Here is a 12,197-nt window from a genome sequence, read left to right as displayed (position 1 = left end):
GAAAGATTATCTAATCGAAGGTTGGAAATCTTTGCTATCAAGAGGTTTTAATAAGTATAGTCTTAATAACTGGTAACCGTTTGATAAATATTTAGGTAATTTTTTAAAAGTTTTAGATACTATATTTCCATCACTGTTTGCAATATCCGAAAGAACCTTATTATTCTCTACTATTTTATCTAATCTTCCGTAAAAAGATTTATCATAAACGTCTAGTACTACGGGAAAAACTCTAGCAGAAGTTTCATTTGTTTTGTTAATAACATACTGGTCGTAATCTCTGGCATCTAAACCTAATGAACTGTAGAAATCTTTTTTAATTCCCAGATCCCTTGCATACATAGTTGCAAATACAGCAAGTAAGAAAAACCTAGACCATAACTTGGATGTTAATGGAAGATTGTTCAAAAAGTATCTAAATCTATGGAAATAGTCAAATAGTGGATGTGTAAAGGTAGAGCCCCCAATGGTAATTTTTTGGCTTAATGATTTAACGGTACGTGGTTGTGCTTTCATTAATGCGTCAAAGAAATCACCATGCCTATTTTCGTCTTGACACCAGTTCTCAAAGTAATTAAATAGTGGAAAAATCTTGCTATCTGGATTCTTTTCGAGATGCCTATAAATTGCTATGTATCTCCAATAACCTATTTTTTCGGATAAATAAGTGGCGTAAAAAATACTTCTTGGTGGGAAATAAGTGTAATCTTTATTGGCTGTTAAAAAACCTAAATCTAACTGCAGTCCAAAGTCACTCATTGACTTATTCAGGAAACCTGCATGTCTAGCTTCGTCTCTGGCCATATGAGCAAAACATTCAGCAAGAAGAGGGTTTTTGGCTTTAATCCTCTTACTAAGTTCCTTATAAAGTAAAAAACCTGAAAATTCTGAAGTACAACTTCCCTCAAGAAAATCAACAAAAAGTTCTCTTGTTTCGGGATCTAGTTTTTCTGCAGCCCCTTCAAATTCACTATTTCTTACAAAATGATGTCTATTGTAGTCTTTCCTAAATTCCTCACATATTGCTTCCAACTCCTCCTCATTTATTGATAAATCCATATTTTCCATTGCCTCAAAGTCAGTTGTATAAAACCTTGGAGATAAAATGGTTTCTTTTGCTGGTATCTTTCCATTATTTATTTCTTTTTTATTTTTAGATTCAATAGTTGATTGAGACATCTTTACTTTGACTTATTAATACTATTATTTACTATGATTTGTATTTTCGAGGAAAAAGTTAACTAGGTGTTATTCTTTTTTTATCAATTAACTCCTAATAGCTTTTGCCCGTTTAATCTCTGAATTACTCTTGAAATGATTAATTTAAGGGTTATTCTTTTTTCATCAATTAGAAATGACTCAATAATGCTAGGTTTGTGATTAGGCTTGGATAAAGAAATACTTTTTAATGAACTTATATCCTCTTTCTCAAAGGATAGCCAAAAGCTACAAGTATCCTTAATTTCGCAGCTTATTACCCAGCATTTGTCTCCCGAAATAGGTCTACTGGTGTTTTCGAGATTAATATTTTTTATTTCTAATCCTCTTTGATTAAGTTCATCAATTAAAGCAGGAATCAAATGCATATTAATAAATTCTTGGAATGGTTTTTTCTCAATAGGAAGTTCCTTCTTGGGCTTAGGAATAATTTTATCTGGTGAATTATTATCATTTTTTAAGTCAATTTTAGAATCAAGATTGTTTTCTGAGTTGCTGCTATTTTTATTGATTTCTGTACCTTGATGATCTATTTTTTCTGATTTTGGTACTTTTATTTCCCCAGAGTTTGACTTATTAGTACTGTCAGATATTTTATTATTAACGTCGTTATTTAATTCTAAATTTTTTTCCATTTATAAAAACTATTTAAATTCATTATAAATTAAAATAAGCTTTTTTAATAATTTAAAGTATCTATTTTTTTACCAATCATTTTCATCGTTATCCCAGTCATCGCCATTATCAGGACTATTTGAATAATTGTGATCTCTTTTAAGGTTATTTTCTTCAGTATTTTTTACCACTCTGTAATTAACAGATATTGTTGGTTGAGTATCTCTAATATCCCTTTGTGGTGGCATCTCAATATTAGATTTCATATCTTCTTCATTATTTAAAGGTTCATAATTATCTTCTATATTTTCGTAAGTATTTTTTTTATAACTCGAAACTGTAGTAGTTAATAACGTACTTATAAATAAACCTGAGAAAAATGAAATAATGATTAGGTTACCTATACTTACTTCCTGGGCAGTCCATTTAAAGTATCTAAATGAAGTCTTCTGATTATTATTTGTATATAATAAACTTTGAAAGAATATTATTAATAAAAGAGTTAATAGTAAAAATTTTTTCTTAAAAATCATTCTACAAAGTTATCTTTATATTTTCTATGTGGGTTAATATTTCCATAATATATTTTTTAAATTTATTTATGTTAACTCTAAATCAATTTGATATTTAAGAATATCGACTTTTATAATTTTAACTTCTATTTTATCTCCAACTTTATATGATTTCTTAGATTTCCTCCCAATTAATAGATTTTGTCTTGATCTATATTCATACCAATCATTATTAAGGGTGCTGACGTGTACTAGACCTTCCACATTTAATTCTATTATCTCAACAAAGAAACCATAACTTTGGACTGCTAAAATAAACCCACTATAAATATTGCCTAATAATTTTTCTGCCTTTCTTACTTTTTTTATACTTATCATATTATATTTATATTGATTAACTTTGTACTTATATTCATTAATTTTATCTATTACAAACTTATTAAATAATGTATCTATATTTTTTGAAATTGATGAATTAAATATATCCCAATTTACTAAATTTAATGAATTACTCTCCACTATATTTATTTCATTAATATTATTTTTCTTTGATTTCTTACCATTTATTATCATATTAAAAATACAGTACTGGTTAATAAGATTAGTGAAGTCATATCCTGGGATTGTCCATGGAGAAATAAATAGGTATTCTTGTTCATCATTCTCTGCATTTTTAGAACTAAGGCTTATTTCATTTCCCTTGAATTCATTAATTAAAAGTTTATGTAAGATTCTTTTTCTATTATCATCCTCACATAACCTAATTACTTGACTAAATGATAAATTGCCGTCTTCATTTAGCTCTATATCATTATCGATAAATTCTGAATACTTGATAATTTCATTCGCATTAATGTATTCTAATCCCTTTGAGAAGTATCCTGCACTTTTTAAGCTATATTGATTTGAATGTTTGAACCATATTAAATTCGCTTCATGCAGTATTGGGGAAAGGTATGTTTGGCAATCTTCTTTTTTTAATGGTTCAAAATATCCTTTTGAATATTCAGCTGGGTTGTTAATAAAAAATTCATCTAATGATTTTATTTTATTAATTGGCGCAGGAATTTCAACTATACCTTTTAAGAGATGTCTTTGTCTGAATGAAGTTGAAATTTCCAGTATTTTATCTAAATCCTTGATATATTCCTTTATAGGTTTTAATAACCGTGAGGTTATTCTATTTTTACTTTTTCTAGATAGAAGTGCCTCGGTATGATCACTTCCAACAATAAGACAGCATCTTACTAAAGTAAGATGAAATGACCATCCAATTATTTCATTTTCGCAATTTAAATGCAAGCATAGGCTTATTGCTTCATTATTTTCATTTAAGTTAAATTCAGAAGCATTTCTTATGGCTTCACTAAGGTAGTTTTGCCAATTATTCAATAAGGGTAATGATTCCAGGCCATTAAAGAATATTTCTATGGATTTTTTAGTATTTAGTTCTACTCTTTCTGCAAGATTATTTGTATGTATCCATAATTTTGTACTATTATTTTTTCCCTGCTCTATCTGAATCATTGGTAGCATTGGAGAATTATCAGAATTCCAACTTTTGAACAAAAAAGAGTTTTTATCTGATAAGTCTATTCTTTCCCTTTTTACTGTGTTCTTAGAGTAAATAAGATTTTCATTGCCTAAGTTGACGATATTGCTTTTAGATAAAACAAAATCTGTATCTGATTCTTCATTATTATTTAGCTGTAGCTCTTTTGTAACATGCCCTAATCCTTCGTCTTGACCAATGGGAAATCTATCAATTTCGACTTTGACTATATTTTTATTTTCTGGCTTGTAGGCGTATTTTTTATCCTTTTTGGGAAGTCTTATTTTAGAAAGAATCCTATCATCGATAGGGATGGCATACACATCATTATTTATTATTTCAACTTTAGAAAGAAGGATCTGATTTGATCTTTCAAGAATACAATCGACTATTCCCTCTGGTGATCTTCTTCTGTACCCTTCTTTTATTATCCTTACTAAAACTTTATCTCCATTCCATGCATAATTAAGTAGGTTTTCTTTAATGTAAATATCTTCTTTATTTTTGTCTCTTACAGCAAAGCAATAACCTTTGCTACTACAGCGTATTTTGGCGATAAAATGATCGCTATCTTCAGTGCAATTATATTCATTATCTGCATTTTTATTTATTATTTCAAGTTTTTCTAGAGCTGTTAAAGCAATATCTAATTTATCCTTATCAGATTTCTTTGTTATTTTTAATGATCTGCATAATTTTCTATATTCTAAACCTTCTGACTGATTCAAATTATCAATTATTGAAGATGTTGTAAACATGGTATAAATGAAAAATTATAAATTAATTAAGTTGTATATACTCCATTATTACACCTTATTATCCAAGCTTAAAACTAATTTTTTTCTTTTTCTTCTTTGTCGAGAGCGAATGAGTTTATAAAAAGTCTGATACCAATAATAAAAAATGTTGTTGAGGCTATTGATTTAAGAAATACTTCGGGTAAAAAACTTGATATGGAACCACCAGTCAATGCTCCAAGTAAACTTGCAAATACAAGTGCAGAGGAAGATCCTAAAAAAACTGCTAATGGTTTATTTGAAGTGCCACTTATTGTTAAAGTAGCTAGTTGGGTTTTGTCACCTAATTCAGCGATGAAAACGGTTATAAATGTTGACAGTAATAGACTTAAAAGCATTTATAAATAATTATGGAAAGTATCATAAGCTAAAAATATACTTATTATTATCATTAAAGCACCAGTAAATAAAGAAAATTTACTTGGAGATATTTTTTTTGATAACCATTTTCCAATTAGAACTCCAACAACACTAGAACTTATCAAAGCAAGAGAACTTCCAATAAAAACAATTATTGGCTTACCCGATTCAGCTGAAAGCATTAGCGTGGCTATTTGGGTTTTATCGCCAAGTTCAGCAATAAAAATTGTTGTAAAAGTGCTAATAAATATAGAAAAGAAACTTTTTTCTATATTGTTTTCTTTTTTTTCTAATTTATTATTCATTTTCCTGAAACTGCAATTTTAAAAGTTTTCATCTCTTTACTTTCGTATCCATAATTTGATGAAATATGTTGTTTGCAGCAATCTATTAGAAATTTATCACCAAATTTTAAATATCCATTAAATGCAACAGAGAATTCATTTACCCTGCAAAAATGAGGTCTGGTTTCATAAATTAAGCATTTTTTATTTTCTCTGTCCAGATTTTTACACCAACCGTCTTTAGCTGTCATTGAATTTATCAAAGCGATATCTTCGTTGTTAAGTTTTTCAGCCAAGTCGCTTCTTTCGTTCAAGTCGAATTTACAACAAGCTCCACAATTTTCTATACATGTCCATGATTTCATAATTTAATTCAATCTCGTAACGTATCAGTACAGTTCTGTCATTTATTTGTAAAAATAGTATCACAAAACATATTCATTATCATGGTAAATCTTATTGTATTAGGCGTAGTTGCGCTAGCAGGACCAGCAATAGTTGCTCTAGTATTTTTTAAAAATAAATAATCTCCTTGCTGAATACTAATCTCGAGGGTGTTTATTGGGATTTAGATGGTACTATCGCAAATACGGAATTAGAAGCTCATTTACCTGCCTTTAATTATGCATTTAATGACCTTGGTATTAACTGGAATTGGGATATTAATAAATACATTCAACTTTTGAGTATAAATGGAGGCAAAAATAGAATTGCTCATTATGCTAAATCAAGGAATAATGCCTTTTCAGATGAGTTAATTATAAAAATTCACGAGAAAAAACAATTTCATTATCTAGAACTTATAAAAAAAAATTGCGTTAACTTAAAAACTGGAGTTAATAGATTAATAAAAGAATTACATACAAAAAAAGTAAGGCAATTTATTGTTACTTCAAGTTCAAGAATGCAAGTTGACTTACTAGTTGAATATCTATTTAATGGTTTCAATCCATTTGAGTTCATTATATCAAGTGATGATGTTGAATTAAAAAAGCCAAATCCTTTACCTTATTTAAAGGCAGTTCAATTAAGTGGTATTAAAACAAATAACTCAATAGTTTTCGAAGACTCAAATCCAGGATTAATATCTTCCTTAGAAGCTAAATTGCCGACAATTTTTGTTCCATCTAATATTCCAATAGTTCTTGATGAAAATATTAAATTAAATTGTATTTTAGATAGTCTAGGGGATGAGAATAATGTGGCAAACGTTATTAAAGGACCTAAAATAAAAAAAAAATACGTTGACTATGATTTCCTAAATGATTATTTAAAGACAATTAGCAATGCAAAAAACTAATTTTTCAAGAATTACATATCAGCTAAATAATTTATTTTTTGGCTTTCTGAGTGATACTTGGAGGTCAAAATCTATTAGTCTAATTTCTGTTTTGACAGGTTATTTTTTGTTTGCAAATTTTGGTACAAAATTTATATCTGAAGGTAAACATGAGTTAATTATGGTTCCCATTATTATCGTATTTGCTGAAATTATTATAAGAATTAAGCCTTCCTCAAGTTCAAAATTTTATTATCTATGGTCCACAGTTGATAAATTTCGAATCGGTGCAATCTATGCCGTTATACTTGAGGCATTTAAATTAGGATCTTAATTTTTACTCTTCTTCTTCTTCTTCTTCAATAGGGTAAACAAATCCTTGAGCTTTCCCAGTTAAAACTGATTTGCCTAAAGATATAGCTTTTTGAGCCGCTAATGCTGCTTTTCCTTTCCAGACAGCATGCCTGTGGTTCCTTTTGCTCTTTGATTTTTTCTTCTTTGGTACAGCCATTCTGTTTCTTTATTTCCATATACTAATATAACCTTTAAGTGGTTATCTCCAAAATTATTGAGTATATTTTGTTTATATACCTCAATTTTTCAAATAAGCATATATGCTTTATTAATCACTTATAAAGATTAGTGTTTAGTTCAAAATTCTCATATTCAAATTCTAAATCAAGTTATTCGGATCTTCTAGAAGATATAGAGTCGGGGAACATAGAATCTATATTTTTCTATCCTAGGCAGAGAGAAATTGATGTTTTGTATAAAAATGGTGATAAATTTAAAATACCTATACTTTATAACGATCAATTAATCCTTGAAAAGGCTACTGAAAATAAAGTCGAACTTACTATTAACAATAGTAGAAAAGAATCTGCAGCAGCTAATTCGTTTGCTTCAATCAGTCTTTTTCTAATTTTTATATTAGCTATAATTTTAATTTTGAGGAGCACATCAAAATTAGCTTCTAGAGCTTTTGGTTTTAGCAAAAATCAATCTAAATTTGTAACTATTGAAGATGTAGATACGAGATTTGACGATGTAGCGGGAGTTCCTGAAGCTGCTGAAGAATTGAAAGAGGTAATAACTTTTTTGAACGAACCAAAAAAGTTTGATAATCTTGGAGCAAAAGTTCCTAAAGGAGTTCTTTTGATTGGCCCTCCTGGCACTGGTAAGACATTATTGGCTAAAGCAATTGCGGGTGAATCAGGAGTACCTTTTCTTTCAATAGCAGCATCAGAGTTTGTAGAACTTTTTGTTGGTGTTGGTGCAAGTCGAGTTCGAGATCTATTCGCTAAGGCAAAAGAAAAATCACCTTGTATAATTTTTATTGATGAAATTGATTCTATTGGTAGGCAAAGAGGCTCTGGAATCGGAGGTGGAAATGATGAAAGAGAGCAAACTCTCAATCAACTTCTAACTGAATTAGATGGTTTTGCTGATAATTCAGGGATTATTGTTTTAGCAGCAACAAATAGACCAGATATCCTAGATGCAGCTTTATTAAGACCAGGCCGATTTGATAGAAAAATAGAAGTAATGCTTCCAGATTTAGATGGAAGAAAAAAAATTCTTTCAGTTCATTCTCTTTCAAAACCACTTTCAAGCAAAGTTGACTTAGGATATTGGGCTTCAAGAACAGTTGGTTTCTCAGGTGCAGATTTAGCAAATTTGATGAATGAGAGTGCTATTCACTGTGCAAGAAATGAATCCAAATTTATAAGTGATTTTCATATAGAAAATGCTCTAGATAAAATTACTATTGGGCTGAGAACTTCATTAATAACCTCTCTCAATATGAAAAAAATAATTGCTTATAACGAAGTAGGCAGAGCAATTGTTTCAGCAGTAAGAAATGGAATTGAATCTGTAGATAAGATAACTATTTTACCTAGATCTGGCTCTTTAGGAGGTTATACAAAAATCTGTCCAGATGAAGATGCAATTTCAAGTGGCTTGATTTCAAAAAAATTTTTATTTTCAAAAATTGAAATTGCTCTAGCAGGAAGAGCTGCAGAAACTATCGTTTTTGGTGCAAGTGAAATTACACAATGCTCTATAAACCATATTTCCTATGCGACAAATATCGTAAGAGAAATGGTCACAAAATATGGATTTTCAATTATTGGTCCAATCTCTATGGACTCTGAAAATAGTGATATTTATATGGGAGAAGGATTATTCAGAAGAAAGCCTCTCATAGCTGATAATACTAGTTCTATGATTGATAATGAAATCATAAAGATTACTAATATTTCGTTAAAAAATTCAATAGAAATATTGAAAAGAAATAGATTATTACTAGATAAATTAGTTGATATACTTTTAACCGTAGAAACTGTAGATAAACAATTGTTTAAATCAACATCTTCTAAATTGTTGAAAGTTTGATTTAATTGTTTTAAATTAAAATAAAATATTATTCTTGATAATTAAAAATAACTCAACAAGTTTAATAATTACACTTTTATTATTGCTTATTCTTCCATTTGTTCAAAAACAATGGTTTAATTTGTATCTTTTCAATATTAATGGTATTTCTATTTATTCAATTCTTTACTATTTTAGCGGTATTATATGCCCATCTCTGATATGTTTAAACTCATTTAATAACTTTACATACTATAAATTTAATAAGTATAAAATTAATTGTAAAAAAATAATTACAGGGAAATCTTTATTATTTCTAGTAGCATTGAATTTGATAATTCTATCGTACTTAATAGCTGATTATTTTTATATAAATTTTGATCTGATAACAAATTTATTTCTAAAAGGAATTAAATTAAAAGAACCGGATATATTTCATTTTTGTTTTTTCATATTTTTTGTTGCGATTTTTTTAATTTTCAAGAAATCTAAGCTTTTACTTAAAAAAATAATATTAGTCAATTTTATTTTGATTTCTTTTTTTATTTGGTACCAGCAAATTAACAATATTAAAATTGATGATCAGTTTTATATCAATAAATATTATGCATTAGTTGATATTAATTTAATTAATGTTTTTATCCTTATAGCTATAGAAATATCTTATTTTATATGGTCTTTTATATCGTATAAATCTAATTTAAGTGACTGGATGATACCTATACCTAAAAAAGATGATATGATCCCATTTTTGAAAATTTTTATTTTTTATTTTTTTATAATTATTTATTATTCATTACTTGCTTAAAAGTTTTTAATACTTCTATAGCGCAGAAAAATATTCTTTACTACCTTTGGGATCTTCTAACATTGTTTTCTCACCAGGTGTCCAGTTTGCCGGACATACTTCATCTGGATTGGCCGCAACGTATTGATAACCTTGAAGGATTCTTAGTGTTTCATCAACATTTCTTCCTACAGGGGCTTTGTTAACAGTTGTATGCATAACTATTCCTTCTGGATTGATGAGAAATAAACCTCTATCGGCTTCTCCATCTTCATTAAGGACATTGTATGCCTGGCAAATATCTCTTTTTAAATCTGAAACTAATGGATAGTTAATATCACCTATCCCACCCTCATTTCTTGGAGTTTGTATCCATGCCAAATGACAGTGTTTGCTATCTACTGATACCCCAAGTATTTCCGTATTAAGTGATGAGAAATCTTGATATCTATCACTAAATGCAGTGATCTCGGTTGGACATACAAAGGTAAAGTCTAATGGGTAAAAGAATAAAACAACCCACTTACCTCTTAGATCTGAAAGTGTAATCTCCTTAAACTCTTGATCATATACTGCTGTAGCACTAAAATCTGGTGCTTCTTGTCCAACTCTTAAGCTCATGAAAATTGTTGTCCTTAATTGAATTATGTAATGGTCTAAATGACCATAATTAGTATTATAATTTTAATAATAATAAATTAGCAAGTTTTTTTCTAATTAAATGAAATGGCATTATTCCTTCACAAGAAAGTTTACAATTTTGAATCATAATAAACTTTTAAAAAATCTCAAAAAGGAATTAATTAAATATCCTATTAATAGGCTTGAAAATAAAAATTCAAATTAAAGGAATTTTTTTTTAATTTAAGATTCCTTATAAAAAAACTCTCTAGAATAATTAATATTTTTATTTTTTAATAATTTAAAATATGGCTAATTACATTGAAAGACTAAAGAATAAAATTAAACTTAAAAAGTTAGATTCTGAACAACCAATTGGAGCTTGGATCTTTGTTGTATTGTTAAATATCGTTGGTTTTGGGGGTTATTTTTACTTCAAGATAAATAATTTTCAACTAGGCAGTTAAAATATTATTTTACTTCTTTTTTTATTGAGCGACAAAAATTCTTTAATCTTTCATTGCTTGTCAAATCAGGTAATGTCCAAATTGATTCTGTTTTCGGAATAGGATCTTGACTCCATTCTTTGAATTCTTCCATTATTGATGCATTATTAAATTTTGATGTTATCTTTTTTCTTTTTTTTAAATACTTTCTAATTTCTGCTAAATTTGTTTCGATAGATTCTCTCATAATTAATACCAAATTAATAGTATTAATTTATTATCTCATTATATTCTGCTTTATAGAGATCCATATTAGACGTTATGTACAGCTTGAAACAGTCCAAATGAATAACCCCCTATTAGGATCCATCCAAGTACACTTGAAATTATTGTAGATCTTCTATTGTGTCTCCTAATTGCTGATTCAATCATCTCGTTAACTTCATCTCTGTTAAGATATTTTTGTTTAGAGTCTTTTTTCATTTTTTTTTTTTTTTAAGATAAACGAATTTATAAAAAAGTGAGTGTATATTTTTACTAATGGGTTAGATTTTTATCTTTGATAAATTGATAATTATTTTTATATGTAGTAGTAAAGTTATTAAAAAATTTAGTGTTGTTTTTAAATTTTAATATAAACTTAGTTCAGTAAAAAATTAGAGTTTTTTAAAGACCATTAAACAATAATGAATATCAATGATAAATCTGTTCTAGAGATGCTTAATAAACTTATAGCTATTGATAGGCTAAATAAAAGGCAAATTCTCCAAATGGTTAATTTAGTTTCTCTATCAAATGATATCAATGATTTAAAAGATAATTTAAAATGGGAATGTTCCAATTCTTTTCATTAAGTTAGTTAATAGAAGATAAACAATGTGTTTGATAATTATCAATATATGTAATTTAAAATATGTAATTTAAACAAGAGATTAAGTATTACTTAAATAAATTAATGGTAAGTTCTAAATATTTACTATAAATAATTCAAAATTATTTTTTAAAGAGAAGTAGATGAAATAATTTAATAATAAGATTTCTTTATAAGATTTCATTATAAGATACTTTATCTTGATGACGTTGATTAAGGGTTGTTTTTGTATCCTTATTGAATGTTTTAACTAGTATTGTAGTAGTAAGAATTATTATAATTATGATTAGAAAATCTCCAACTGTTATTCCTCTCTCCTTAAGATTCATATGTAAAATATATATCTTCTTTAATATAGCCTGTTTTAATTAATAAATTAATTATTTTCACAAATCAGTCAAAAAATGTATTAAGTAAATATAAAAAAATTATAAAAAAAATAAGACTATAAGTTTTTAAATCATATAAAAATATTAGGT

General features: G+C 27.6%; 16 protein-coding genes. 5 read left to right on the top strand and 11 right to left on the bottom strand.

Going from position 1 to position 12,197, the window contains the following annotated elements; translation table 11 throughout:
- Nucleotides 1-6: 6 nt before the first annotated feature.
- The 7 genes from acsF to HA143_RS05115 form a co-directional block, all read right to left on the bottom strand.
- Nucleotides 7-1,179, bottom strand: a complete 1,173-nt coding sequence (gene acsF, locus HA143_RS05145; RefSeq protein WP_209083781.1) for a magnesium-protoporphyrin IX monomethyl ester (oxidative) cyclase — start codon at nt 1,177-1,179, stop codon at nt 7-9.
- An 83-nt stretch (nt 1,180-1,262) separates the two neighbouring features.
- Nucleotides 1,263-1,853, bottom strand: coding sequence for a DUF2996 domain-containing protein (locus HA143_RS05140; RefSeq protein ID WP_209083772.1), 591 nt, complete (start codon nt 1,851-1,853; stop codon nt 1,263-1,265).
- 69 nt (nt 1,854-1,922) lie between these two features.
- Complete coding sequence (locus tag HA143_RS05135) at nt 1,923-2,366, bottom strand: LapA family protein (RefSeq protein ID WP_245210858.1); 444 nt, start codon at nt 2,364-2,366, stop codon at nt 1,923-1,925.
- Between the two features lie 66 nt (nt 2,367-2,432).
- A complete protein-coding gene (locus tag HA143_RS05130; RefSeq protein WP_209083770.1) occupies nt 2,433-4,655 on the bottom strand; it encodes a S1 RNA-binding domain-containing protein in 2,223 nt (740 codons plus the stop codon).
- 74 nt (nt 4,656-4,729) lie between these two features.
- Nucleotides 4,730-5,032 (bottom strand): TMEM165/GDT1 family protein, encoded by a 303-nt coding sequence (locus HA143_RS05125; protein WP_209083768.1) that lies wholly within the window; start codon nt 5,030-5,032, stop codon nt 4,730-4,732.
- Nucleotides 5,033-5,359 carry a TMEM165/GDT1 family protein gene (locus HA143_RS05120; RefSeq protein WP_209083766.1) on the bottom strand — a complete coding sequence of 109 codons (327 nt, stop codon included), beginning with the start codon at nt 5,357-5,359 and terminating at the stop codon, nt 5,033-5,035.
- On the bottom strand, nt 5,356-5,703 hold the full coding sequence (locus tag HA143_RS05115) for a YkgJ family cysteine cluster protein (protein WP_209083764.1): 348 nt from the start codon (nt 5,701-5,703) through the stop codon (nt 5,356-5,358). The genes HA143_RS05120 and HA143_RS05115 overlap by 4 nt, the downstream gene beginning before the upstream one ends.
- Before the next feature lie 170 nt (nt 5,704-5,873).
- Here HA143_RS05115 and HA143_RS05110 point away from each other — a divergent pair, with 170 nt between their 5' ends.
- Together HA143_RS05110 and HA143_RS05105 are read left to right on the top strand one after the other, a co-directional pair.
- Complete coding sequence (locus HA143_RS05110; RefSeq protein WP_209084482.1) at nt 5,874-6,638, top strand: HAD hydrolase-like protein; 765 nt, start codon at nt 5,874-5,876, stop codon at nt 6,636-6,638.
- Nucleotides 6,625-6,951, top strand: coding sequence for a DUF565 domain-containing protein (locus HA143_RS05105; RefSeq protein ID WP_209083761.1), 327 nt, complete (start codon nt 6,625-6,627; stop codon nt 6,949-6,951). The genes HA143_RS05110 and HA143_RS05105 overlap by 14 nt, the downstream gene beginning before the upstream one ends.
- Before the next feature lie 3 nt (nt 6,952-6,954).
- Here the strand turns inward: HA143_RS05105 and rpmF are convergent, their stop codons facing one another.
- Nucleotides 6,955-7,128, bottom strand: a complete 174-nt coding sequence (rpmF, locus tag HA143_RS05100) for a 50S ribosomal protein L32 (RefSeq protein ID WP_209083759.1) — start codon at nt 7,126-7,128, stop codon at nt 6,955-6,957.
- 131 nt (nt 7,129-7,259) lie between these two features.
- Here rpmF and ftsH point away from each other — a divergent pair, with 131 nt between their 5' ends.
- The gene (ftsH, locus tag HA143_RS05095; protein WP_209083757.1) at nt 7,260-9,014 is read left to right on the top strand and encodes an ATP-dependent zinc metalloprotease FtsH; all 1,755 of its coding nucleotides are present in this window, start codon (nt 7,260-7,262) and stop codon (nt 9,012-9,014) included.
- A gap of 802 nt (nt 9,015-9,816) precedes the next feature.
- On the opposite strand, the gene HA143_RS05090 is transcribed toward ftsH, so the two are convergent.
- On the bottom strand, nt 9,817-10,401 hold the full coding sequence (locus HA143_RS05090; RefSeq protein ID WP_209083747.1) for a peroxiredoxin: 585 nt from the start codon (nt 10,399-10,401) through the stop codon (nt 9,817-9,819).
- Nucleotides 10,402-10,709: 308 nt separating this feature from the next.
- Here HA143_RS05090 and HA143_RS05085 point away from each other — a divergent pair, with 308 nt between their 5' ends.
- A complete protein-coding gene (locus HA143_RS05085; RefSeq protein WP_209083745.1) occupies nt 10,710-10,868 on the top strand; it encodes a hypothetical protein in 159 nt (52 codons plus the stop codon).
- A gap of 4 nt (nt 10,869-10,872) precedes the next feature.
- Here the strand turns inward: HA143_RS05085 and HA143_RS05080 are convergent, their stop codons facing one another.
- Together HA143_RS05080 and HA143_RS05075 are read right to left on the bottom strand one after the other, a co-directional pair.
- The gene (locus HA143_RS05080; protein WP_209083743.1) at nt 10,873-11,094 is read right to left on the bottom strand and encodes a hypothetical protein; all 222 of its coding nucleotides are present in this window, start codon (nt 11,092-11,094) and stop codon (nt 10,873-10,875) included.
- A gap of 65 nt (nt 11,095-11,159) precedes the next feature.
- Nucleotides 11,160-11,330, bottom strand: a complete 171-nt coding sequence (locus HA143_RS05075; protein WP_209083741.1) for a hypothetical protein — start codon at nt 11,328-11,330, stop codon at nt 11,160-11,162.
- Nucleotides 11,331-11,533: 203 nt separating this feature from the next.
- Here HA143_RS05075 and HA143_RS05070 point away from each other — a divergent pair, with 203 nt between their 5' ends.
- Nucleotides 11,534-11,701, top strand: a complete 168-nt coding sequence (locus HA143_RS05070) for a hypothetical protein (protein WP_209083739.1) — start codon at nt 11,534-11,536, stop codon at nt 11,699-11,701.
- The last annotated feature ends 496 nt before the right edge of the window (nt 11,702-12,197 follow it).

Source organism: Prochlorococcus marinus CUG1415 (assembly GCF_017696015.1).
Classification (GTDB): Bacteria; Cyanobacteriota; Cyanobacteriia; order PCC-6307; family Cyanobiaceae; genus Prochlorococcus_A; species Prochlorococcus_A marinus_AE.
Note: the sequence above shows the minus strand (reverse complement) of the source record. Positions and strands in the feature narration are given on the sequence as shown.

Coding starts and splice junctions, on each gene's coding strand:
- HA143_RS05115 (WP_209083764.1), bottom strand. CDS start 5,703: ATGAAATCATGGACATGTATAGAAAATTGTGGAGCTTGTTGTAAATTC.
- HA143_RS05075 (WP_209083741.1), bottom strand. CDS start 11,330: ATGAAAAAAGACTCTAAACAAAAATATCTTAACAGAGATGAAGTTAAC.
- HA143_RS05080 (WP_209083743.1), bottom strand. CDS start 11,094: ATGAGAGAATCTATCGAAACAAATTTAGCAGAAATTAGAAAGTATTTA.
- HA143_RS05070 (WP_209083739.1), top strand. CDS start 11,534: ATGAATATCAATGATAAATCTGTTCTAGAGATGCTTAATAAACTTATA.
- HA143_RS05140 (WP_209083772.1), bottom strand. CDS start 1,853: ATGGAAAAAAATTTAGAATTAAATAACGACGTTAATAATAAAATATCT.
- acsF (WP_209083781.1), bottom strand. CDS start 1,179: ATGTCTCAATCAACTATTGAATCTAAAAATAAAAAAGAAATAAATAAT.
- HA143_RS05085 (WP_209083745.1), top strand. CDS start 10,710: ATGGCTAATTACATTGAAAGACTAAAGAATAAAATTAAACTTAAAAAG.
- HA143_RS05125 (WP_209083768.1), bottom strand. CDS start 5,032: ATGCTTTTAAGTCTATTACTGTCAACATTTATAACCGTTTTCATCGCT.
- HA143_RS05120 (WP_209083766.1), bottom strand. CDS start 5,359: ATGAATAATAAATTAGAAAAAAAAGAAAACAATATAGAAAAAAGTTTC.
- HA143_RS05130 (WP_209083770.1), bottom strand. CDS start 4,655: ATGTTTACAACATCTTCAATAATTGATAATTTGAATCAGTCAGAAGGT.
- HA143_RS05135 (WP_245210858.1), bottom strand. CDS start 2,366: ATGATTTTTAAGAAAAAATTTTTACTATTAACTCTTTTATTAATAATA.
- HA143_RS05090 (WP_209083747.1), bottom strand. CDS start 10,401: ATGAGCTTAAGAGTTGGACAAGAAGCACCAGATTTTAGTGCTACAGCA.
- rpmF (WP_209083759.1), bottom strand. CDS start 7,128: ATGGCTGTACCAAAGAAGAAAAAATCAAAGAGCAAAAGGAACCACAGG.
- HA143_RS05105 (WP_209083761.1), top strand. CDS start 6,625: ATGCAAAAAACTAATTTTTCAAGAATTACATATCAGCTAAATAATTTA.